Source organism: Micromonospora avicenniae (genome assembly GCF_900156065.1).
GTDB classification, from domain to species: domain Bacteria; phylum Actinomycetota; class Actinomycetes; order Mycobacteriales; family Micromonosporaceae; genus Micromonospora; species Micromonospora avicenniae.
The window spans coordinates 136,596-157,814 of the sequence record NZ_FTNF01000011.1; the positions used below are offsets into that span (position 1 = coordinate 136,596).

17 protein-coding genes and 1 pseudogene are annotated in these 21,219 nt (G+C 74.0%); 15 read left to right on the forward strand and 3 right to left on the reverse strand.

Going from position 1 to position 21,219, the window contains the following annotated elements; genetic code table 11:
* The first annotated feature begins 241 nt into the window (after positions 1-241).
* From BXA10_RS18285 to hpnH, 9 genes and pseudogenes are all read left to right on the forward strand, one after another.
* Positions 242-2,056, forward strand: a complete 1,815-nt coding sequence (locus BXA10_RS18285) for a 1-deoxy-D-xylulose-5-phosphate synthase (protein WP_084752996.1) — start codon at positions 242-244, stop codon at positions 2,054-2,056.
* Positions 2,057-2,099: 43 nt separating this feature from the next.
* Positions 2,100-2,957, forward strand: coding sequence for a squalene synthase HpnC (gene hpnC, locus BXA10_RS18290; RefSeq protein ID WP_076471599.1), 858 nt, complete (start codon positions 2,100-2,102; stop codon positions 2,955-2,957).
* Positions 2,954-3,826, forward strand: coding sequence for a presqualene diphosphate synthase HpnD (gene hpnD / locus BXA10_RS18295; protein WP_076471600.1), 873 nt, complete (start codon positions 2,954-2,956; stop codon positions 3,824-3,826). Before hpnC ends, hpnD begins: the two co-directional genes overlap by 4 nt.
* Positions 3,823-5,199, forward strand: a complete 1,377-nt coding sequence (hpnE, locus tag BXA10_RS18300; RefSeq protein WP_076471601.1) for a hydroxysqualene dehydroxylase HpnE — start codon at positions 3,823-3,825, stop codon at positions 5,197-5,199. The genes hpnD and hpnE overlap by 4 nt, the downstream gene beginning before the upstream one ends.
* Positions 5,196-6,203 carry a polyprenyl synthetase family protein gene (locus BXA10_RS18305; RefSeq protein WP_076471602.1) on the forward strand — a complete coding sequence of 336 codons (1,008 nt, stop codon included), beginning with the start codon at positions 5,196-5,198 and terminating at the stop codon, positions 6,201-6,203. Before hpnE ends, BXA10_RS18305 begins: the two co-directional genes overlap by 4 nt.
* Positions 6,203-8,152: a squalene--hopene cyclase gene (gene shc / locus BXA10_RS18310; RefSeq protein ID WP_076471603.1), complete on the forward strand. Its 1,950-nt coding sequence runs from the start codon at positions 6,203-6,205 to the stop codon at positions 8,150-8,152. Before BXA10_RS18305 ends, shc begins: the two co-directional genes overlap by 1 nt.
* Before the next feature lie 47 nt (positions 8,153-8,199).
* Positions 8,200-8,697 (forward strand): annotated as a pseudogene (locus BXA10_RS32200) (phosphorylase family protein); the annotation flags it as partial.
* A gap of 42 nt (positions 8,698-8,739) precedes the next feature.
* Complete coding sequence (gene ispH / locus BXA10_RS32205; protein ID WP_245828308.1) at positions 8,740-9,711, forward strand: 4-hydroxy-3-methylbut-2-enyl diphosphate reductase; 972 nt, start codon at positions 8,740-8,742, stop codon at positions 9,709-9,711.
* Positions 9,708-10,715, forward strand: a complete 1,008-nt coding sequence (gene hpnH / locus BXA10_RS18320) for an adenosyl-hopene transferase HpnH (RefSeq protein ID WP_076471605.1) — start codon at positions 9,708-9,710, stop codon at positions 10,713-10,715. The genes ispH and hpnH overlap by 4 nt, the downstream gene beginning before the upstream one ends.
* A gap of 76 nt (positions 10,716-10,791) precedes the next feature.
* Here the strand turns inward: hpnH and BXA10_RS18325 are convergent, their stop codons facing one another.
* On the reverse strand, positions 10,792-11,541 hold the full coding sequence (locus tag BXA10_RS18325; protein WP_076471606.1) for an SDR family NAD(P)-dependent oxidoreductase: 750 nt from the start codon (positions 11,539-11,541) through the stop codon (positions 10,792-10,794).
* A complete protein-coding gene (locus BXA10_RS18330) occupies positions 11,532-14,315 on the reverse strand; it encodes a wax ester/triacylglycerol synthase domain-containing protein (RefSeq protein ID WP_076471607.1) in 2,784 nt (927 codons plus the stop codon). The genes BXA10_RS18325 and BXA10_RS18330 overlap by 10 nt, the downstream gene beginning before the upstream one ends.
* A gap of 101 nt (positions 14,316-14,416) precedes the next feature.
* Between BXA10_RS18330 and BXA10_RS18335 the strand changes: the two genes are divergently transcribed.
* The 6 genes from BXA10_RS18335 (at position 14,417) to BXA10_RS18355 (ending at position 18,624) form a co-directional block, all read left to right on the forward strand.
* On the forward strand, positions 14,417-15,289 hold the full coding sequence (locus BXA10_RS18335) for a DMT family protein (protein ID WP_076471608.1): 873 nt from the start codon (positions 14,417-14,419) through the stop codon (positions 15,287-15,289).
* A gap of 306 nt (positions 15,290-15,595) precedes the next feature.
* Positions 15,596-16,474 carry a DMT family transporter gene (locus BXA10_RS18340; RefSeq protein WP_076471609.1) on the forward strand — a complete coding sequence of 293 codons (879 nt, stop codon included), beginning with the start codon at positions 15,596-15,598 and terminating at the stop codon, positions 16,472-16,474.
* Positions 16,467-16,616, forward strand: coding sequence for a hypothetical protein (locus BXA10_RS31545; RefSeq protein ID WP_175649238.1), 150 nt, complete (start codon positions 16,467-16,469; stop codon positions 16,614-16,616). Before BXA10_RS18340 ends, BXA10_RS31545 begins: the two co-directional genes overlap by 8 nt.
* Before the next feature lie 82 nt (positions 16,617-16,698).
* Positions 16,699-17,214 (forward strand): molybdenum cofactor biosysynthesis protein, encoded by a 516-nt coding sequence (locus BXA10_RS18345; protein ID WP_076471610.1) that lies wholly within the window; start codon positions 16,699-16,701, stop codon positions 17,212-17,214.
* 258 nt (positions 17,215-17,472) lie between these two features.
* Complete coding sequence (locus tag BXA10_RS18350) at positions 17,473-17,775, forward strand: GNAT family N-acetyltransferase (RefSeq protein WP_076471678.1); 303 nt, start codon at positions 17,473-17,475, stop codon at positions 17,773-17,775.
* A gap of 75 nt (positions 17,776-17,850) precedes the next feature.
* Complete coding sequence (locus BXA10_RS18355; protein ID WP_076471611.1) at positions 17,851-18,624, forward strand: nucleotidyltransferase; 774 nt, start codon at positions 17,851-17,853, stop codon at positions 18,622-18,624.
* Positions 18,625-18,744: 120 nt separating this feature from the next.
* Here BXA10_RS18355 and BXA10_RS18360 read toward each other — a convergent pair whose 3' ends face one another.
* Positions 18,745-21,153: a beta-galactosidase gene (locus BXA10_RS18360; RefSeq protein WP_076471612.1), complete on the reverse strand. Its 2,409-nt coding sequence runs from the start codon at positions 21,151-21,153 to the stop codon at positions 18,745-18,747.
* Between the last annotated feature and the right edge of the window lie 66 nt (positions 21,154-21,219).

The window sequence follows — 21,219 nt, forward strand, 5'->3', positions numbered from 1 at the left end:
TTGGTCGAGGTATTCGAACCGATTTCAGGCGGTAGGTCAGATCCGTAGGGTTAAGGTGATTTTGCGCAGGTTCCAAGCGGCCCGTTGTCCCTGGCCCTACCCGCAGCACCCGCGGCGCGGGCCACCGCAACCGTCAGACGCGGTGGACGAGCGTCGCAGCACGACCCACGCCGACGGCCACCCCGTCGGCCGGTGCGCCAGACGGTGTCGCCGCGGAGTCGCGTGCCCGGACGGAGAGATGATGTCCCTGCTTGACGATGTCAACGAGCCCGCAGACCTCGACCGGCTCACCGGCGACCAGCTCGGGCTGCTCGCCACCGAGATCCGGGCGTTCCTCGTGGACGCGGTCTGCCGGCGGGGCGGGCACCTCGGACCCAACCTCGGCGTGGTCGAGCTGACCCTCGCCCTGCACCGGGTCTTCCGCTCACCGCACGACCGGATCATCTTCGACACCGGACACCAGGCGTACGTCCACAAGCTGCTCACCGGCAGGCGGGACCGCTTCGCGGCGCTGCGCGGTCGCGGCGGCCTCTCCGGCTATCCCCGGCGTGCCGAGTCGCCGCACGACCTGGTGGAGAACTCGCACGCCTCGACCGCCCTCTCGTACGCCGAAGGACTCGCCCGTGCCTACGCGCTCGACCGGACCGACCGTGCGGTGGTGGCGGTCATCGGTGACGGCGCCCTCACCGGCGGCCTCGCCTGGGAGGCGCTGAACAACCTCGCCACGTCACCGGGCCGCGTGGTGGTCGTGCTCAACGACAACGGCCGCTCCTACGCCCCGACCGTGGGGGGCCTCGCCGACCACCTCGCCGGGCGCCATGGCGGCGACGCCGGGCCGGGGCTGTTCGAGGCGCTGGGCCTGGCCTACCTCGGCCCGATCGACGGCCACGACGTGCACCAGGTCGAGGCGGCGCTGCAGAAGGCCCGGGCCGCCGACCGATCCGTGGTGGTCCACTGCGTCACCCAGAAGGGGTACGGGCACCAGCCCAGCGAGACCGACGTCGCCGACCGGTTGCACGCCGTGGGCGTGGTCGACCCGCTCACCGGCCGGCCGGCCAGTAGCCCGAACCGCACCTGGACCGACGCCCTCTCCGACGAGCTCGTGGCCATCGGCGAGGGCCGCCCCGACCTCGTGGCGGTCTCCGCGGCGATGCTCGGCCCCACCGGACTGGCCGCCTTCGGCGAGCGCTACCCCGACCGGACCGTCGACGTCGGCATCGCCGAGCAGCACGCCGTCACCTCGGCCGCCGGACTCGCCTTCGGGGGCAAGCACCCCGTCGTGGCGGTCTACGCCACGTTCCTCAACCGGGCCGTCGACCAGGTCCTGCTCGACGTGGCCCTGCACCGCCTGCCGGTCACCCTGGTGCTGGACCGGGCCGGCATCACCGGCCCGGACGGGCCCAGCCACCACGGCATGTGGGACCTCGCACTGCTCGGCGCCGTACCGGGACTGCGGGTGGCCGCACCCCGGGACGAGGCGACGCTCCGCGAGGAGTTGCGCGAGGCGGTTGCCCACGAGGACGGACCGACCGTGCTGCGCTTCCCCAAGGCCGGCGTCGGCGACGAGATCCCCACGCTCTACCGCAGCGGCGGGGTCGACGTGCTGCGCACCGCGACCGCCGCGCCGGTCCTGCTGGTCGCCGTCGGGGCCATGGCCGCGCCCGCGCTGCGCGCCGCAGACCTGCTCGCCGAGGCGGGCGTCGAGTGCACGGTGGTGGACCCGCGCTGGGTCCGCCCGGTGAATCCGGCGCTGACCGCCCTCGCCGACGAATACGCGCTGGTCGTCACCGTCGAGGACGGCGTACGCGACGGTGGCATCGGCAGCGCCCTCGCGCTGGCCCTCGCCGACGCGGCCGTCGACGCCCCGGTGCGGTCGCTCGGCCTGCCGACGTCGTTCATCCCGCACGGTGAGCGGGCCGGTCTGCTCGCCGAGCACGGCCTGGACCCGCCCGGTATCTGCGCCGCGGTCCTGCACCAGGTCTCGACCATTCCCGCCGGTCTCGACAGGCGGGTGCGGGACCGGGCGCAGGCATCACTCACCGCGCTGCACGGATGACGCGCCACCGCCCGACCCCCGCCCCAGAGGAAGGAGACCAGGGATGAGCCAGCAGATCGTCGTGCCCGCAGTGCACCGGCTCGCCCAGGCCCGGACGGAGGAGAACTTCCCGGTCGCGCTGCGGGTGCTGCCGGACCGGTACCGCCGCCACCTGCTCGCCGTGTACGGGTACGCCCGCCACGTCGACGACCTCGGCGACGAACCGCAGGCGCCCGGCGTGGACCGGACGGCCGAACTGGACCGGATCGAGGCCGAGCTGCGCGCCCTGGCCACCGGCCGCGCGGTCAGCCACCCGGTGGTACGCGCCCTCGCACCCACCATCACCGGGTGCCGACTGCCCATCGAGGCGCTGATCCGGCTCGTCGAGGCGAACCGGGTCGACCAGCGGGTCACCCGCTACGCGACGTTCGCGCAGCTCGTGCAGTACTGCACTCTCTCCGCCAACCCCGTCGGCGAGCTGGTGCTACACGTGTTCGGGCAGGTCGGTCCAGCCCGGCGGGAACTTTCCGACCGGATCTGCACCGCCCTGCAGATCGTCGAGCACCTTCAGGACGTCGCCGAGGACCACCGGCGCGGCCGCATCTACCTGCCGGGGGAGGACATGGACAGGTTCGGCGTCACCGAGGACGACCTGGCCCGGCCGGCCGCGAGCCGGCCACTGCGCGAGCTGATCGCCTTCGAGGCGGAGCGGGCCCGCGCCTGGCTCGACGCCGGCGCTCCGCTGGTGTCCGCGCTGCACGGCTGGGCGCGCCTCGCCGTCGGCGGCTACGTGGCCGGGGGACGGGCCACCCTCGACGCGCTCGCGGCGGCCGACCACGATCCACTGCGTGGCGCCGTGCGTCCCGATCGCCGGCGGGCGCTGCGGCGCTGGCTGGCCGCCACCGTACGGAGCGCCGGATGACCGCGACGACTCCCGCCGTCGAGGCCGCCTACCGTCACTGCGAGGACATCACCCGCAGCCAGGCAGCCAACTTCGCGTACGGCATCCGGCTGCTGCCCACAGCGAAGCGGCGCGCCCTGTCCGCCATCTACGCCATCGCCCGGCGCATCGACGACATCGGCGACGGCGACCTGCCGCGCGACGAGAAGCTCTTCCAGCTGGCGGAGACCCGCGCCGCGCTGCGCCGGCTGCCCACGGACCGGGGTGGCGACCCGGTGCTCACCGCGCTCGGGCACGCCGCCACCCGCATGCCGATCCCGCTCGCCGCCTTCGACGAGCTGATCGACGGGTGCGTGGCCGACGTCGTCGGCCGCCGGTACGACACCTTCGACGGCCTGGTCTGGTACTGCCGTTGCGTGGCCGGCTCGATCGGCCGGCTCTCCCTCGGCGTGTTCGGTGTCGCCGACCCCGGACCGGCCGCCCGGCTGGCAGACGCGCTCGGCGTGGCCCTGCAGTTGACCAACATCTTGCGTGACCTGGTCGAGGACCGCGCCGACGGACGGATCTACCTGCCCGCCGAGGACCTGCGACGGTTCGGCTGCACCCTGGAGCTTGGCGGCACCGGGTTCACCGACCCGCCCGAGCGGCTGACGGAGCTGGTGCGTTTCGAGGCGGCCCGGGCCGCCCAGTGGTACGACGACGGCCTGCGGCTGCTGCCGCTGCTCGACCGGCGCAGCGCCGCCTGCACCGCGGCCATGGCCGGCATCTACCGTCGCCTGCTCGCCCGGATCGCCGCCGACCCGCTGGCGGTCGCGCGTACCCGGGTGTCGCTGCGCGGCCGGGAGAAGGCCTGGGTGGCAGCACGTGCTCTCGTCGGGCGCACCGCATGACCGGGCCGCTCACGACGCCGCCGGAGAGCGGCGGGGTGTGTGTCGTCGGTGGCGGGCTGGCCGGGATCACCGCGGCGATCCGCCTCGCCGACCTCGGCCTGCCGGTGACGCTGCTCGAGAGCCGCGCCGAACTCGGCGGCGCCACCTACTCGTTCCGTCGCGGCGGTCTGACCGTCGACACCGGGCAGCACGTCTTCCTGCGTTGCTACCACGCCTACCGGGGGCTGCTGGAACGCCTCGGCACCACCGCCGGAACCCAGCTGCAACGCCGGTTCGAGGTGCCGGTGCTGCTACCGGGGCACGCGCCACACCTGCTGACCCGGCGCCCGCTGCCCGCCCCGGCCCACCTGCTGCCCGCGCTGGCGGGCTATCGCCTGCTCAACCCCGCCGAACGGCTCGCCGCCGTGCGGGCCTGTGCCGCGCTGCGCCGCGTCGACCCCGACTCGCCGGTCACCGACGAGCAGAGCTTCGGCGACTGGCTCGCCGCCCACGGCCAGAAGCCGCGCCTGGTGCGCCGGCTCTGGGACCTGATCACCGTGGCCGCCCTGAACGTGCCCAGCACGCATGCATCCCTGGCGCTGGCCGCCCGGGTCTTCCGCACCGGCCTGCTGGAGACCGCCGACGCCGGCGACATCGGCCGTCCCCTGGTGCCGCTCACCGAGTTGCACTCCGTCGCGGCCCGGCGGGTCCTCGAACGACTCGGCGCGCGGGTACGCCTGCGGTCCCGGGTGCGGTGGATCCACCCGGAGCCGACCGGGTTCCGCGTCGGCGTGGACGGCGGTGAACTGGCCGCCGAGGGCGTCGTGCTCGCGGTGCCGCACCAGGTCGCATCCGCGCTGGTCCCGCCGGCCGCCGCGCCGGCCGCCGCCGAGTGGGCCCGCCTCGGTGCCGCGCCGATCGTCAACGTGCACCTGCGCTACGCCCACCGCGTCACCCGGCTGACCATGGCCGCGGCCGTGGAGTCACCGGCACAGTGGATCTTCGACCGGTCGGCCCCGGACGCCGGCACGGAACAGCACCTGGTGGTCTCGCTCTCGGCCGCCGACGCCGAGATCGACCGCCCCGCCGCCGAGCTGGTGGCAACCCAGCGCGATGCGCTCGCCGAGCTCCTCCCCGCCGCGCGGCGCACCCCGGTACTCGACGCGTTCGTCACCCGGGAACCGCGAGCCACCTTCCGGCAGAACCCCGGCACCCGCCGGTACCGGCCCGCGGCGGGCACGCGCCTGCCCGGACTGGTGCTCGCGGGGGCATGGACCGACACCGGATGGCCGGACACGATGGAAGGCGCGGTGCGCAGCGGCGAGGCGGCCGCCGACATCCTCGCCCGACAGCTCGTGTCCCGGCCTCGACACCACACGGAGGCCGCACGATGACCGTTGTACGCAGCCGCAGTACCGACCAGATCCAGACGTACGTGGAGCCGGCCATCCGAGCTCTGCTCGACCGCCTGGACCCGGGCAGCCGGCTGGTGGCCGGCTACCAGCTCGGCTACTGGGACGCCGACGGGTCGCCGGCGGCCAGCCAGGGCAAGGGTTTGCGTCCGGCGCTGGCGCTGCTGTCCGCGCGGGCCACCGGGGCCGCCCCGGAGGCGGGCGTGCCGGCGGCCGCGGCGGTCGAGCTCGCGCACAACTTCTCGCTGCTGCACGACGACGTGATGGACGGCGACACCGAACGCCGGCACCGCCCCACCGCGTGGACCGTGTTCGGCGTCGGCCCGGCCATCCTCGCCGGGGACGCGCTGATCGGGCTGGCGTACGAGGCGCTCATCGAGGTCGCCGGAGGTGAACCGGCGGCACGGCGGCTCGCCGAGGACGTACGCGCCCTGATCGCCGGACAGATGGCCGACCTCAGCTTCGAACGGCGCGACGACGTCGGTCTCGACGAGTGCCTGACGATGGTCGGCGACAAGACGGCGTCGCTGCTGGCCGGGTCGTGCGCGCTCGGGGCGCTGCTCTGCGGCGGCCCACCCGGACTGGTCGACGGGCTGTCCCGGTTCGGGTTCCACCTCGGCCTCGCCTTCCAGCTCGTGGACGACGTGCTCGGCATCTGGGGCGACCCGCGGCGCACCGGCAAGCCGGTCGGTTCGGACCTGCGCGCCCGCAAGCGCAGCGTCCCGGTAGTGCGCGCGTTGGCCAGCGGTGGCCCCGCCGGGCTGGCCCTCGCCGACCTGTACGGCTCGCCGACGACGCTCACCGACGAGGACGTCGCCCGGGCGACCGAGCTGATCGAGGCGACCGGCGCCCGCGAGTGGACGCAGCAGCGGGCGTGGCAGGAGATCGAGGCGGCCCGGACCGAACTGGACGCCCTGAAACTGCCGGAGGACGTACGAGCCGAATTCACCGACGTGGCCGACTTCATCACCGGACGGGACCACTGATGACCGAGTTGCTGTCTGCGAAGACCACCACCCACGACGCGAAGCGCCGCGCCGGCCCCGACCCGCTCGACGGTGCGCGGGAGGCGCTGCGCCGCGCCCGGGAACACCTGCTCGGTCTGCAGGACGAGGCGGGCTGGTGGAAGGGCGAACTCGCCACCAACGTCACGATGGACGCCGAGGACCTGATGCTGCGGCAGTTCCTCGGCATCCGTACCGCCGAACAGACCGAGGAGACCGCCCGCTGGATCCGCTCCCAGCAGCGCCCCGACGGCTCCTGGGCGACCTTCCACGGCGGTCCGGGCGACCTGTCCACGACCATCGAGGCGTACGTGGCTCTGCGCCTGGCGGGCGACACGGTCGAAGCGGAACACATGTCGGCCGCCGCCGCGTTCGTCCGGGCACACGGCGGCCTGGCGGCCAGCCGCGTCTTCACCCGCTTCTGGCTGGCCCTGTTCGGTCACTGGCCATGGTCGCGACTGCCGGCCGTCCCACCGGAGCTGGTGCTGCTGCCGTCGTGGGTACCGTTCAACGTCTACGACTTCGCCTGCTGGGCACGGCAGACGATCGTTCCGCTGTCCATCGTCCGAGCGCTCCGTCCGGTGCGTTCGCTCGGCTTCGGCGTCGACGAGCTGCGTACCGCGGCCCCACCGCCGCGGCCGCCCCGGCTCGCCTCCCGCCCCGGGCTGCTGCACCGCCTCGACCGTCTCGCCGGCTCCTACGAGCGGATCGCCCGCGGGCCGGTGCGCCGGCACGCCCTGCGCCGCGCCGCCGAGTGGGTCGTGGCCCGCCAGGAGGCCGACGGCTCGTGGGGTGGCATCCAGCCGCCCTGGGTCTACTCGGTGATGGCGTTGCACCTGCTCGGCTATCCGCTGGACCACCCGGTCCTGCGCGCCGGGTTGGACGGTCTGGAACGCTTCACGGTCCGTGCCCAGACCCCGGACGGGACGGTGCGCTGGCTGGAGGCGTGCCAGTCGCCGGTGTGGGACACCGCGCTCGCCGTGACGGCGCTCAGCGACGCCGGTCTGCCGGCCGGGCACCCCGCGCTGGAACGGGCCGGCCGGTGGCTGCTGGACGAGGAGGTCCGGGTACGCGGTGACTGGGCGGTGCGCCGACCGCACACGCCGCCCGGCGGCTGGGCCTTCGAGTTCGACAACGACGGGTACGCCGACACCGACGACACCGCCGAAGTGATCATGGCGTTGCGGCGCACCAGCGTCCCGGCCGAGGCGGCGGTGCTGCGCGGCACCCGATGGATGCTCGGCATGCAGTGCCGCGACGGCGGCTGGGCCGCGTTCGACGCCGACAACACCCGGGCCATCGTCGCCGACCTGCCGTTCTGCGACTTCGGTGAGGTCATCGATCCGCCCAGCGCGGACGTCACCGCGCACGTCGTCGAGGCGCTCGTCGCCGAGAACTACGCCGGCACCATGCCGGTACGCCGCGGCGTGCACTGGTTGTTGCGCGCCCAGGAGCCGGACGGGTCGTGGTTCGGCCGCTGGGGCGCCAACCACGTGTACGGAACCGGCGCGGTGGTGCCCGCCCTGGTGGCCGCGGGCGTCCCCCGTCGCCACCCGGCGATCAGCCGGGCCGTCGACTGGCTGCTGACGCACCAGAACGCCGACGGCGGCTGGGGGGAGGATCTGCGCTCCTACCGGGACCCGTCCTGGATCGGCCGGGGTGAGTCCACCGCGTCGCAGACCGCCTGGGCGCTGCTGGCGCTGCACGCGGCCGGTCACGGCACGGGCGAGCCGGCTCTGCGGGCGGTGCGCTGGCTGGTCGAGACCCAACGCCCGGACGGTGGCTGGGACGAGCCGCAGTTCACCGGCACTGGCTTCCCCGGCGACTTCTACATCAACTACGGGCTCTACCGGCTGGTCTTCCCGATCAGCGCGCTCGGCCGGATCCTGAACGCCCGCGCCGGCGAGCTCGAGGCAACGGTGACACGGTGATCCGCCCCAGCGTCCCGGACGCTCCGGCATGGACGCTCTACGCGCCCATGCGCCCGGAGCTGTCGGCGCTGCGGCGCGGGCTTGGCGAACCCGATCCGTTCGGTCGGCTCACGCTCTGCCGTACCGGCATCGGGCCGCGCCGCGCCCGATCCGTCGCCGCCCACCGTCCCGCCGGGACCGCCCCGGTCGCGGTGGCCGGCATCGGCGGCGGACTCGCGGCGGGCCTGGCCACCGGCGACGTCGTGGTGGCCGACGTGGTACGGGCCGACCCGCTGGCCCCCGACGCCCCACCCGGCGAGGTCCGGATGCCGGACGCCGACCTGCTCGCGGCCGCGCTGCGTCGCCGCGGACTGCGGGTGCACGTCGGGCCGGCGGTCAGCACCGACCGGATGGTCGACGGCGCGGCCCGGGACCGGCTGGCCGGGTCCGGCGCGCTCGTCGCCGACCTGGAGTCGGCGTGGCTGCTCGCCGGCTGCGCCGGCCGTCCGACGGCCTGCGTGCGGGTGGTCGCCGACACCGCGGCCGGCTCGCTCTACCGCCCGGCGACGCTTCGCCGGGTCCGGGCGGCGCTCCGGGTGCTGCCGGTGGTGGCCGACGCGCTCACCGAGTGGGCCGCGGCGGCCGGCAGCGTGCAGCAGCTGCTGCTCGCTTCGCCCCGGTCGTTCTGCGCCGGCGTGGAGCGGGCGATCGCCGTGGTGGAGGAGGCGTTGCGACGGCACGGCCCACCCGTCTACGTCCGGAAGCAGATCGTGCACAACGCGCGGGTGGTGGCGGACCTGCGGGCCCAGGGCGCCGTCTTCGTCGACGAGCTCGACGAGGTCCCCGACGGTGCGCTCACCGTCTTCTCCGCGCACGGCGTGGCTCCCGCCGTGCGGGAGGAGGCCGCCGACCGGCGGCTGCCGGTCATCGACGCGACGTGCCCACTGGTGACCAAGGTGCACGCCGAGGCGCGCCGGTTCGCCGGCCGGGGCGACACCGTACTGCTGATCGGGCACCCCGGACACGAGGAGACCGACGGCACCCTGGGGGAGGCGCCCGACCGGATCCGCCTGGTGCCCGACCCGGCCGCCGCCGAGACGGTGCAGGTCGACGACCCGGAACGGGTCTCCTACCTGGTCCAGACCACCCTCGCGGTGGACGAGGCGGCGGACATCCTCGACACGCTGCGGCTGCGCTTCCCGGCGCTGGTCGGCCCGGGTTCGGACGACATCTGCTACGCCACCACGAACCGGCAACGGGCCATCACCGCCGTCGCCGCGCGAGCCGACCTGGTCCTGGTCATCGGCTCGACGAACTCCTCGAACTCCCGCCGGCTGGTGGAGGTCGCCGAACGGGCCGGCGCCCGGGCCCACCTGATCGACGGCGTGAGCGACATCGACCTGCGTTGGCTCTCCGGCGCACGGACGGTCGGCATCACGGCCGGCGCGTCCGCCCCGCCCGGGCTGGTCGACGAGGTCGTCGCCGCGCTCACCGCGCTCGGCGCCAAGGAGGTGAGCGAACACACCGCAGCCGTGGAGGACGTGGTTTTCACCCTGCCGAAGGAGGTACGCCAGCCATGAGTATGCCGTTGCGTCAGAGTCTGCGTATCGCGCGGTACCTGGCCGGACAGAAGATACGCGGGCGCAAGCATTTCCCGTTGCTGTTGGAACTGGAGCCGCTGTTCGCCTGCAACCTGAAGTGCGCGGGCTGCGGCAAGATCCAACAGCCGGCGAGCCTGCTCAAGCGCCGGATGCCTGTGGAACAGGCGCTCGCCGCGGTGGAGGAGTGTGGCGCTCCCATGATCTCCATCGCCGGCGGGGAGCCGCTCATGCACCCGGAGATCGACAAGCTGGTCGCCGAACTGGTGCGCCGGAAGAAGTTCGTCTTCCTCTGCACCAACGCGATGCTGCTGCCCAAGAAGATCGACAAGTTCGAGCCGTCGCCGTACTTCGCGTTCACCGTGCACATCGACGGCCTGCGCGAACGGCACGACGCGGCGGTCTGCAAGGACGGCGTCTTCGACGTCGCGGTGGAGGCGGTCCGCGACGCCAAGCGGCGTGGTTTCCGGGTCACCACGAACACCACCGTCTTCAACACCGACACACCGCAGACCGTCATCGAGGTGCTCGACTACCTCAACGACGACCTGAAGGTCGACGAGATGATGCTCGCCCCGGCGTACGCGTACGAGAAGGCGCCCGACCAGGAGCACTTCCTGGGCGTAACGGAGACCCGGGAGCTGTTCCGCAAGGCGTTCTCCGGTGGCCGCCGAGCCCGCTGGCGGCTCAACCACTCGCCCCTCTTCCTGGACTTCCTGGAGGGGAAGGTGGACTTCCCGTGCACCGCGTGGGCCATCCCGTCGTACTCGCTGCTGGGCTGGCAGCGGCCGTGCTACCTGCTGTCCGACGGGTACGCCTCCAGCTACAAGGAGCTGCTGGAGTCGACCGACTGGGACAGTTACGGCAGGGGCCGCGACTCGCGCTGCGCCAACTGCATGGCGCACTGCGGGTACGAGCCGACGGCCGTGCTGGCCACCATGTCCTCGCTGCGCCAGTCGATCCGGGCGGTGCGCTCGACGACCTGATCCGGCCCGCGCCCGGGGGCGCGGCGGGAACCCGCCGGGTCGTCGCCGGGCGCGGGCGGGACAGGCCGCCCGCGGCTCAGCCGAACCGGGTCGCGAGCCGGCGGTACACCGCCGGCAACAGTCCCCGTACGGCGACCGGCAGGCGCAGCCAACGCGGCACGTAGACCTCGGCCCGGTCGTTGGCGATCGCGTCGGTGAGGGCGGCCGCGACCCGGTCCGGCGGCAGCGGGCGCGGACGGCGCCGCCGGTAGGGCTGGCCCCGGCGCGCGAAGAACGGGGTGTCCACGACCCCGGGGACCACTGTGCTCACCGCCACCTGGCGGCCGGCCAGCTCCATGCGCAGGCTCTGCGCGAACGCGTCCAGCCCGGCCTTGGTGGCAGCGTAGACCGCCTCCCCGTTCACCCCGAGCCGGCCGGCGATCGAGCCGACGAAGACCAGGTGACCGCCACGGTGACACATCCCGGGCAGCAGCGCCCGGGTCAGCTCCATCGGCGCCCGCAGGTTCACCGCGAGCAGTTCGTCGGCGAGCGAGTCGGCCATCCCGTTGAACGGCCCGGCCCAGCCGACGCCGGCGTTGTTGATCAGAACGTCCACCCGCGTGTACCGGGCCAGGGCCCGCTCGGCCAGCTCCCGGCCGGCGTGGGGGCGACTCAGGTCGGTGACGAGGGTGGTGGCGCCGGTCTCCGCCGCGAGCCGGTCCAGTCGATCCGGGTCACGGCCGGCCGCCACCACCTGACTCCCGGCGTCGGCGAGCCGGCGTACCACCGCCGCCCCGATCCCCGACGACGCGCCGGTGACCAGCACCACCGCGCCGGTCAGACGCATCGCGGCACTCCGGGCGGGACCGCCCGCTCGGTCCTGCCGTTCGTCGCCGTTCCGGGCGTCTCGCCGACCAGGGGCGTCTCCCGTCGCCCCTGGTCCGCCCCGACCGGCACCCCGTCGTTCGCCGCGGCGTCGCCGGTCCGTCCGGTTGCGCGGATGTCGTGCCCGGCCGCCCCCGGGACGCCGGTGTCGGTGTCGACGAGCAGCTCGGCGAGACCGGTCCGCAGGGCCGCGACGATGGCGTTCCCGACGTCGGCGAGGGCGGCGTTGAGGATCACTCCGACCTCGAAGCTGGCGCCGCTGCGTAGTACGGCGATGCCGATGTGCACGTCCTCGGCGAGGGCGACGACGGGAGCCGCGGCCAGCACCGGAGCGTCGGCGAGCACGCGCATCGGAAAGGAGGTGGGCATGTAGGAGACGACGACGTTGAGGCGGCGGCTGGTGTAGAAGCGTCGCGCCAGCGCCGCGTGCGCCGGTGCCGGCAGGGCCCCCAACGCCCGCATCACCAACCCCGCCGCCTCCACCTCGCCGCTGCCCAGCGCGCCGCGCAACGTCCGGCGTACCTCGGCGACCCGGTCCTGCGGCGGCATCGGCCGCAGCGGAAGGTCCAGGCTGACCGCGCCGGTCCAGTTGCCCTGGGTGGGCGCGCGGCGCCGTGCGTCGCGGGAGACGGCGAATATCACCCGCAGCAGCGGCGGCACCGGATCCGGGTGCGCCGACCTCAGCGCGCCGGCGGCGAGCGCGAGCATGAGCTCGCTCGGATGGGCACGGCAGGCACGGGCGGCCCGCAACACGTCAGCGGCGGGCAGGCTCACGCTGACCAGTTGTCGGCGCGACGTGTCGATCCGTTGGTTGAGCGGAGTTCGGGGCGTCGACCCGAGCGTGGCGAGTCGAACCAGACCGCGGGCGACGCGCCTCAGCCGGTGAGCCGTCTCCCGGGCATGGGCGAGCCCGGCCGACCTCTCTTCGGGCGTCACGGCCCGCGGCGGGGACGGCGGTGCCTTCCGACGGGTACGGGCGGCCGGAGTCTCGACCGTGTCGAGCAGCCGCCGCACCACGGCGATCACCGAGACGCCGTCGCCGAGGCAGTGGTGCAGTTTGACGGCGAGCCGCGTGCGATCGCCCGGCAGGCCGCTGATCAGCAGCAGGCGCCAGAGCGGCCGGTCGTGGGGCAACGGCTCGGACCAGAATCGGTCGATGGCCGCGGTGCCGTCGTCGCCGGGTGGCACGTGGACCTCGTCGAGGTGCGCGGCCGGATCCACGAAACGTTCGATCACCCAGCCGGGGCGGCGCCACGGGCCACGGTCCACCGGACGGCGGCGCAGCGTGGTGATCCCCGGCAGCCGTTGGGCCATCATCGCGGTCAGCTGCGCCCGCGTGACGGGTACGCCCTCGGAGCGTGGACCCAGCTCCAGCACGGTCCCGATCTGCTGTGGTTCGGTGGGCGTCTGGACGTACAGGAAGAACGCGTCCTGCGCGCGCAACGGCCAACTCGCCCGACGTCCGCGTGCCGCCCCGCGGTCCCGACCCCGGGCACCGCCGTCGTCCAGCCCGGCGCGGGCAGCGACGCCGCCGGCGGCCGGGGGCGCGACGGCCAGGTACTCCTCGGCGGCGCTGGGGACGAGCCGGCCCCCGGGCCCATCCGCCGGACCGCGTGATCCGGCGAGCGCCGACAGGCCCAGGTCCGGCAGCTGCCCGTCGGGTGGAACCTCGACCGGACGTGGCGGCAGGCGCAACCGGGTGCGGACCCCGGCGACGAGGGTCTGCGGGGTGTGGGCGGTCTCCGCGAGCCCGGCGGCCGCCATCAGCGCGGCGTTGGCGGCGCCGTGTGCCGCGATCGGCCGGTACATCACGATCGGCGTCCCGGTGGCCAGCGCCTCGAGCGCGGTGGCGCCGCCGGCGTTGGTGACCAGCAGCCGGGCGGCCTGCAACAACGTCGGCATGTCGTCGACCCAGCGGCGCACCACCAGTCGACCCGGGGGGACGTCCAGCGCCTCGAGCCGCGCGGCCAACCGTTCGTTGCGCCCACAGACCGCCACCACCTGGATCGGGTCGCCGACGCCGACCAGCGCCTGGATCGCCTCCTCCACCGCGCCGAAGCCGTACGACCCGCAGGCGACCAGGACCGCGGCTCGTTCCGGGTCGAGATCGCAGCGCCGTGCGGCCTCCACCCGGTCGCCGGGGCGGAACGAGTCGAGCACGGGTGGCGCGCAGACCCCCAACGTGGCGCCCGTCGCGGCGGCCGCGGCGACCGGCATCGCGGCCGGATGCACAACGACGTTCAGGTCGAGGTTGGGGTAGACCCAGAAGGGGTGGGGTGCGAAGTCGGAGATCCACGCGCCCACCGGAACGCCGAGCCCGCGTCGGCGGCGCAGCCAGGCCAGGCCGGCGCTGCCCAGGGGGTACGTGGAGACGATCAGGTCCGGGTCGAAGGCCTCGACGACCGGGGCCAGCCGGCGTCCGGCCCACGAGCCGGTGAACCACTTGGCGGTGGCGGCGAACCAGTGGTGCCGCCACAGCGAGGCCCAGAAGAATTCGTACAACCAGGGGGTGACTCCTACATTCGTCACGTAGGTGCGCCGGAAGCCGCGACCCACCCCGGGTCCCATGACGTCGAGGGTGTCCACCCAGCCGACCCGGCTGCCCGGCCAGATCGCCCGGATCCGCTCCTCCAGCGCCCGTCCCGTGGCGTCGTGCCCGCCGCCGATGTCGGCCGAGACGATCAGTACGCGCCGGGCGACCGGCTCGGCCGGCTCCGGCGCGACCGGGGCGGTCACGGATCACCCGCCGGAGTCGCCATGCGATACCTGCCCGAAGACGGGTATGCGCAGATACCTTCGCCGGCCGCGTCCGGCGCCGTCGACACCGGGATCGTGACATGGCTCTGGGCTTCCTGCTGGCGATCATCGCAGCGTTGTGCAGTGCCACCGCCGCGATCGTCCAGTCGATCGGCGCCCGCCGGCTGGCCGCCACCCCGCACGTCGACCCGCGACTGCTGCTCCGGCTGGTCCGCAACGGCCCGTACGCGGTGGGCCTGGTGCTCGACGGGGCTTCCTCCCTGCTGACCTTCACCGCGCTGCGGATCCTGCCGGTGTTCGCGGTGCAGGCGGTGGGCGCCGCCAACCTCGGCATGGTGGCGATCATCGCCATGTTCGTGCTGCGTCTGCGCCTGACCGTCCGGGACTGGCTGGCGATCACCGGGGTGATCGCCGGGCTGGTACTGCTGGTGCTCTCCGCGATGGCCGGGCCGCCGGGTACGGTTCCCGGCAGCGCCGGGTGGTGGCTGCTCGCCCTGGTGGTCGTACTGGCGGTCGTGGCCTATCTGGGCAGCCCGAGAATGTGTGGTCCCGCGGTGCCCGGCCTGTTGGCCGGGCTCTCGTTCGGGTCGGCGGCGCTCGGCGCGCGCCTGCTCGCGCGGGTCGCGAGCGTCGACGACGTGGTCACCAACCCCGCCTCGTACGCCGTGGTGCTCGCCGGCCTGACCGGTGTGCTGCTGTATGCGACAGCGCTTCAGCGTGGCTCCGTGACGGTCGCCTCGGCCTCGTCGATCGTCGGGCAGACGGTGGCGCCGGCGGTGACCGGCTGGCTCCTGCTCGGTGACCGGGTCCGGCCCGGCTTCACCCCGGTGGCGATCCTGGGGTTCGTGCTCGCGGTCACCGGCGCGGTCGCGTTGGCCCGCCACGCTCAGCCGCACCGGCACACCGGGCCGGACGACTGCGGGCCGGAGCGGAGCGAGACGCCCGGTCGCTGACATGTCGGATGCTCCCAGCGGTACGCGGCGGAGAGGCGCGGCAACACCCCATTGGAACGATCACCAGCTTAATCCCCATTTGCCTACTCTTAGTGCGAATGCTGGCACTGCGGGGGTAACCGCTCGGCGGGGCGGGAGGTACACCGTTTATCTCCGACGGCGCCGGGAACCCGCGCCGGGTCACCGCTGGGCTCGGCCCCGAGCCGGGGCACGGCTCTCGGGGGTGGGCCCGGCCTCGGGCGGTGACGACGGGACGTTGACGACCGCCGTAGGGGAGGCACACTTGACCGGCCCGGTTGGCGTGCGGTGAACGACACGGGGGAGATGCTGGCGGGCGTGCCCATCGCCCTGGCCGCCGCGGCGGCCTTCGGTGCCTCGGGCGTGCTGCAGTTCCGCGCGGGACGGCAGGTTCCGGAGGAGCCGGCCGGGCGACCCAGCCTCCTGGTCCACCTGATCCGCCTGCCCAGCTGGCGCTGGTCGGTGGTGCTGGCCATCGTGGCCTTCGCCCTCCAGGTGGCCGCCCTCAGCCTGATCCCGCTGATCCTGGTGCAGCCGCTGCTGGTGACCGGGCTCGTCTGGTACGTGCTGCTCTTCGCGGCGTTCGAACACGACCGGCCCGACCGGACGATCCTGCTCGAGTCCACCCTGTGCCTGTTCGGTCTCGCGGCCTTCCTCGTGATCGCCGAGCCCGGCCGTGGGCAGGGACGCGGGCTGGAGTCGTTCTGGTCGGCGATGCTGCTCGGTGTGGCCGTGGCGGTGGCGATCGGGCTCTGTCTGCTGGCCGCGGTGCGGCTCGAGCGGCGCTGGAGACCGATGCCCCTGGCCATTGCCGCGGGCATCTGCTACGGCGTGACCGCCGGCCTCGTCAGCAGCCTGGCGTTCCACCTGCAGGAGAGCCCCTGGCAGGTGTTCACCCAGTGGCAGGCGTACGCCGTCGCCGTGCTCGGCCCGTTCGGGGTGCTGCTCAGCCAGAACGCCTACCAGGCCGGGCCGCTGGGCGCGCCGGCCCTGGCCGCGATCACCGTCACCGACCCGCTGGTGGCCATCCTCGTCGGGTTGATCTGGCTGGACGAGTCGATCCGGGGTGGTGTCCAGGCGGCCCTGGGGCAGGCGCTCGCGCTCGTCGTGGTGATCCTGGCGGTCGTCATGCTGGCCCGACGCGCACCACACGTGAAGGGTGGTTAGTGCGGCGGCTGGGCCGGTCAGCCGCATCGCCACCGCGCCACGGATCGACTACGCCGCCGCGCCGGCCGTCGTCCTGACCTCCGACGGCACCACGCCCAGGGCGGACAAGGTCGCGGCGGCGCTGACCGACCTGGCATCCTGAGGGCCGACCGGCCCCGGGCCCGGGTCAGCTCGCGGCTGTGCTCCCGGAGACCCTTTCGAAAGGTGTTCGCATCGTGACGGAGATGTCCGCGCCGGCGGGCCCGCCGGTACCGCGGATCGTGCAACTGCTGGCCTCGCCCGTGCACCGGTACGTCGGCCGGCCCGCCGACGGCCCGGCTCCCGCGCCGGAGGGCGAACTGGTCGAAGAGGTCCACATCCGGGCCGGCCTCGGCATCGCGGGGGACCGGTACTTCGGCCGTCCCGCGCACCGGGAGGCGAGCGTGACGCTGATCGCGGCGGAGTCGCTGCCCCCCGGCGCCGATCTGCGGCAGGTCCGTCGCAACGTGCTCACCGCCGGCATCGCCGTGGACGATCTCGTCGGTGCGGTGCTGGTGCTGGATTCCGGCGCCGGCCCGGTCCGGCTGCGGGTCAACCGGCCGGCGAATCCCTGCGCGTGGATGGATGTGGCGATCGGCCCGGGCGCGTGGAAGGCGCTGCGCCGCCGGGGCGGCGTGCGGTGCACACCGCTCACCGACGGCGTCCTGCGGGTCGGCCCGGTGGACGTGGCGATCGAGGCGCCGCCGGATCAGCGCCCCTGAAGGGTTCCGGACGTTGGCGCCGAAGGTCCATCCCGTGCTGCCGTCCCAGTTCCGCGACCAGGTCATCAGCCCTGCCGTTGTAGTACCGCATGTTCGGCCACCAGAGTGCCGGCGCTGGGCCTTTCCCCTGTTCACCGCGCATCTCGCGCGGGATGGCCGCGAACCGCGCCGGGAGACCGGCCCGGCGCGGCAGTGGCGCCGGTCGCGTCGGCGGCGGTCGGCCGTCGCCGGCCGACCGCGGCCTGGGACACTGGCGGAATGCAGTTCACCGTGACCGACGTGCCCGAGCGTGACCGTTTCGAGGCGCGGGACGAGACCGGGGCGCTCGCCGGCCTCGTCACCTACCAGCTGACCGGCACGATCATCGCCTACACCCACACCGAGGTCGACCCCGCCTTCGAGGGCCAGGGTGTCGGCTCGACGCTCGCCCGGGCGGTGATGGACGACGCGCGCGCCCGGGGGCGCACCGTCGTGCCGATCTGCCCGTTCCTCGCCAAGTGGCTGACCAGGCACCACGAGTACGACGACATCGTGGTCCGGTCCACCCGCAAGGTGAAGTAACCCTCCGGGCAGGGGCGACGCCGCACGGGTCGCCCGGCTCCTGTCGATCATTGTCGATCAGGTCAGATAGCCGGCATGGACACAGACGTTCGACGCTACCTCGACGACCTGGTGGCGGTGGCCCGCACGGTGCTGGGCGAGAACCTGGTCGGCGCGTACGCCGCCGGCTCGGTCGGGCTCGACGCGTACCAGTCCGGCCGCAGCGACATCGACGTGGCACTGCTCTGCGCCGACCCGGTGCCCGAGGCGGCCAAGCGCGCCCTGGTGGCCGGGCTGCGGCACGAGGCGCTGCCCTGCCCGGCACGTGGGCTGGAACTGGTCACGTACCGCCGCGCGGTCGCCGCGTCCGGCACCCCTGAGCCCGGGTTCGAGGTGGAGTTGAACACCGGGGCGCGGATGCCGTTCCGGGCCACGTACGCCCCGACGGACCGTCCCGTCGCGGACGGGCACTTCTGGTACGCGCTGGACCGCAGCATCCTGCACCAGCACGGCTACCCGCTGCTCGGCTCGCCGGCGGCCGAGGTGTTCGCCGACGTGAGCCCGGCCGACCTGCGTCGCCTGCTGGTCGACGCGCTCACCTGGTGGCTGGCTCTGCCGACCCCGCCCGGCGACGAGCCGGCGGCCGGCGCCGAGGACGCGGTGCTCGGCGCCTGCCGGTCCCTGGTCCGCTTCCGTTACGGCCGGTGGCTGGCCAAGACCGACGCCGGACTGCGGCTGGTCGCCGAGGGCGACGAGGCCACACCGGTCATCGAACGTTCCATCGCGGCGCGGCTCGGCGGCGCGCCGCCGAGCGGCCCCCAGGCGCGCGCCTTCCAACAGCGCGTCCTCGACGAGATCCGGGCAGGCTGACCCCACCCGGCCCCCGCCCCGCCCTGGTGCTCATGAAGTTGTCGCCTGACCGGCATGTCGCAGCGACAACCTCACGATCGACGCACTGGTGGCGGGGGCGCGGGGTGGGGTGGGGGCTGGTCAGGCGAGGGTGATCCGGACCGGTTCGTCGTCGGGTCCGCCCGGCAGCCGTACGGTGACCCGACCGTCGGCGGTGTGCACGCTGCCTCGGCTCGCGGTCACCGGGCGGTCGGTGGCCAGCAGCACCTCGTCGTCACCCTGGGTGGGGCGCAGCAGCAGGGTGTCCCCGTCCCGGCCGACCAGTTCGCACGTCGTCTCCAGCAGCGTCGCGGCGCCGACCCGGACCCCGTACGGCAGGATCATCCCGGTGCGGGCGGGCACCCGTAGCCGACGCCCGCCCAGCAGCGGGGCGCCGTGCCAGCCGAGTGAGACGGTGACTGCCGACGGCGCCACGTTCACCAGGTGCAGCAGCCGCTGCCCGGCCCGGTCCACGGTGGAGGTGAGCACCAGCCCGGGCCCGTCGGCGTCGGGGGCGAGCCGGCGGCGGGCACCGAGCCGCTCCACCGCCGTACGCCAGAAGTCCAGGTCGCAGGGGACGTCGGCGGCGACCACCAGGGCGCGGCCGGCACCGACGGTGACCTCCACCGCGCACGCTTCGCCGGAGGCGACCTCGGTGAGCACCGGTTCCGCGGCGTCGCCGGCCAGCCGCTGGGCGTATCCGACCCGTGCCTCGGCGCGGCCCGCCGCCCAGCCGTGCCCGACCACCGACGGGAAGGACTGCGGCCCGTCGTCGACGCGGCCGGTGACGGTCAGCCCGAGCGCGTCGGCGAGCAGCGTGCACGGGTTGCCGTCGTGGTCCTGCTCCGGCAGTACGCCGTGCAGTAGCAGGCGACCGCCGCCGTGCAGGTGCTCGACCAGTCGTTGCTGCACCTCCCGGCCGAGCGTGGCGGCGCTGGCCAGCGCGATCACCGGCGGAGTGTCCGCGGGCAGCGGCGACTGGAGGTCGACAGCCGGGAACGAGTAGCCGGCGAGCAGCAGCGCCCGGGCGAGCACGTCGCGTGGACCCATGCCCCGGAACCGTTCCAGGTCGGCGACCTGCTCGGCACGCGACGCCGAGGCCGGGTGGTGGTACTCGGTCAGGTAGTGGTCGGGCACGAAGCCCAGCGCCAGCCCGTCGTTCTCCTCGTCGGAGTCGGCGAGCAGGTCGGCGACCCCGCGTACGGCGTGCAGGGCACGGCGGGCGGCCGCATAGGTCGGGTTGAGTCGCCCCTCGGGGTCGACCGGCGCCGCGAAACCGTGCCGTTCCCCGGTGAACGCGATGCGGTCGTTGCCGTCGCCGACCGGCTCGGCCAGGGGCGGGTTGTACCCGCCGGCGAAGAGGTAGAGGTTGAGCAGGCGGTTGCCCTGCGCCACGCAGAGCCGGGCCTTCAGCTCTATCGCCTCCGGCGGGTAGAGCGTGGACAGGTCCTGTCCGTAGTCGCCGTTGCCGGCCTCGAACTCCAGCGACGTCGGCGGCTGGTGGGCGTCGTGGACGGCGGCCAGGAACGCGTTGCTCACGTACAGGTCGGCGACGTTGGTGACGGTGAGGTCGCCGAGGTAGTAGTCCGAGCCGGAGGTGAGCTGCGGCTGTCCCCGGTACGCCTCGAAGAGCTGGCTGATGCCGATCGGGAAGGTCCGGCCGCGCCCGCCCCCGGTGCCGTGCACGTTGATCAGGAAGGGCACTCCGGTCACCCCGTGCCGTTCGGCGGACTCGCGCAGCGCGACCACGTACCGCCGGTACCTGTCGCGCATGTAGCGGCCCAGGTCGTCGTGGAGCGTCAACGACCGGCTCTCGGCCGGGCTGCGCAGCGCCGCCGCCCACGCGTCCGGGTCGCCCGGGTCGGCGCCGACGCGTTCCGCCGCCGTCTCCTTGCCGTACCGGTCGACGGCCCAGCGCCGCAGGTCCTCGCAGACGACGTCGGTGAGGTCGGGGGAATTGGTCACCCAGGAGAGCATGCCGATCTCGTTGTCGAGCTGGACGCCGATCACCGGACCGCCGTGGTCCGCGAGCCGTTCGGCGATGAGTGGCATCACCTCTGCGTACCAGCCCTCGGCAGCGGCCAGGAACTCCGGGGCGAGGTAGTCGACGGTGCGGGTGGTGATGGCTCGACCGTCCCAGGTGGTCGGAAGCAGGTGCGGGTGTTCGTCGTACACCCGGTAGGGCAGGCCCTCGTTCTTGACCTCCGCCATGATGAACGGTCCGGGCCGGACCACCGCGTACAGGCCGCGTTCGTGGGCCAGGTCCAGGAAACCGGCGAGGTCCCGCTGTTCGTGGGTACGCCCGGTGAGGTCCACGCTGCCGTCGGGCAGCTCGTGCCAGAGCCACGGCACGTAGGTGGCGACGGTGTCGCCACCGCACTCGCGGAGCCGGTCGAGCCGGTCCGTCCACGCCGCCCGGGGCAGTCGGAAGTAGTGCACCTCCCCGGCGAGGAGCAGGCGCGGACGACCGTCGACGACGATCCTGCGGTCGTGGAGAAGAACTCGCGACATGCGGTCTGACTCTTCCTCTCGGCGGATCTTCAGGCGGCCCTCTTGTGCTCCGGCGGGCGCCTGCTT

What these genes read in the sequence shown, in the direction of transcription:
- hpnC (WP_076471599.1), top strand. Translation starts at nt 2,100, where the DNA reads ATGAGCCAGCAGATCGTCGTGCCCGCAGTGCACCGGCTCGCCCAGGCC.
- BXA10_RS18345 (WP_076471610.1), top strand. Translation starts at nt 16,699, where the DNA reads ATGTCCGCGCCGGCGGGCCCGCCGGTACCGCGGATCGTGCAACTGCTG.
- hpnD (WP_076471600.1), top strand. Translation starts at nt 2,954, where the DNA reads ATGACCGCGACGACTCCCGCCGTCGAGGCCGCCTACCGTCACTGCGAG.
- BXA10_RS18305 (WP_076471602.1), top strand. Translation starts at nt 5,196, where the DNA reads ATGACCGTTGTACGCAGCCGCAGTACCGACCAGATCCAGACGTACGTG.
- BXA10_RS18360 (WP_076471612.1), bottom strand. Translation starts at nt 21,153, where the DNA reads ATGTCGCGAGTTCTTCTCCACGACCGCAGGATCGTCGTCGACGGTCGT.
- BXA10_RS18350 (WP_076471678.1), top strand. Translation starts at nt 17,473, where the DNA reads ATGCAGTTCACCGTGACCGACGTGCCCGAGCGTGACCGTTTCGAGGCG.
- hpnH (WP_076471605.1), top strand. Translation starts at nt 9,708, where the DNA reads ATGAGTATGCCGTTGCGTCAGAGTCTGCGTATCGCGCGGTACCTGGCC.
- hpnE (WP_076471601.1), top strand. Translation starts at nt 3,823, where the DNA reads ATGACCGGGCCGCTCACGACGCCGCCGGAGAGCGGCGGGGTGTGTGTC.
- BXA10_RS18285 (WP_084752996.1), top strand. Translation starts at nt 242, where the DNA reads ATGTCCCTGCTTGACGATGTCAACGAGCCCGCAGACCTCGACCGGCTC.
- shc (WP_076471603.1), top strand. Translation starts at nt 6,203, where the DNA reads ATGACCGAGTTGCTGTCTGCGAAGACCACCACCCACGACGCGAAGCGC.
- BXA10_RS18325 (WP_076471606.1), bottom strand. Translation starts at nt 11,541, where the DNA reads ATGCGTCTGACCGGCGCGGTGGTGCTGGTCACCGGCGCGTCGTCGGGG.
- BXA10_RS18355 (WP_076471611.1), top strand. Translation starts at nt 17,851, where the DNA reads ATGGACACAGACGTTCGACGCTACCTCGACGACCTGGTGGCGGTGGCC.
- BXA10_RS18335 (WP_076471608.1), top strand. Translation starts at nt 14,417, where the DNA reads ATGGCTCTGGGCTTCCTGCTGGCGATCATCGCAGCGTTGTGCAGTGCC.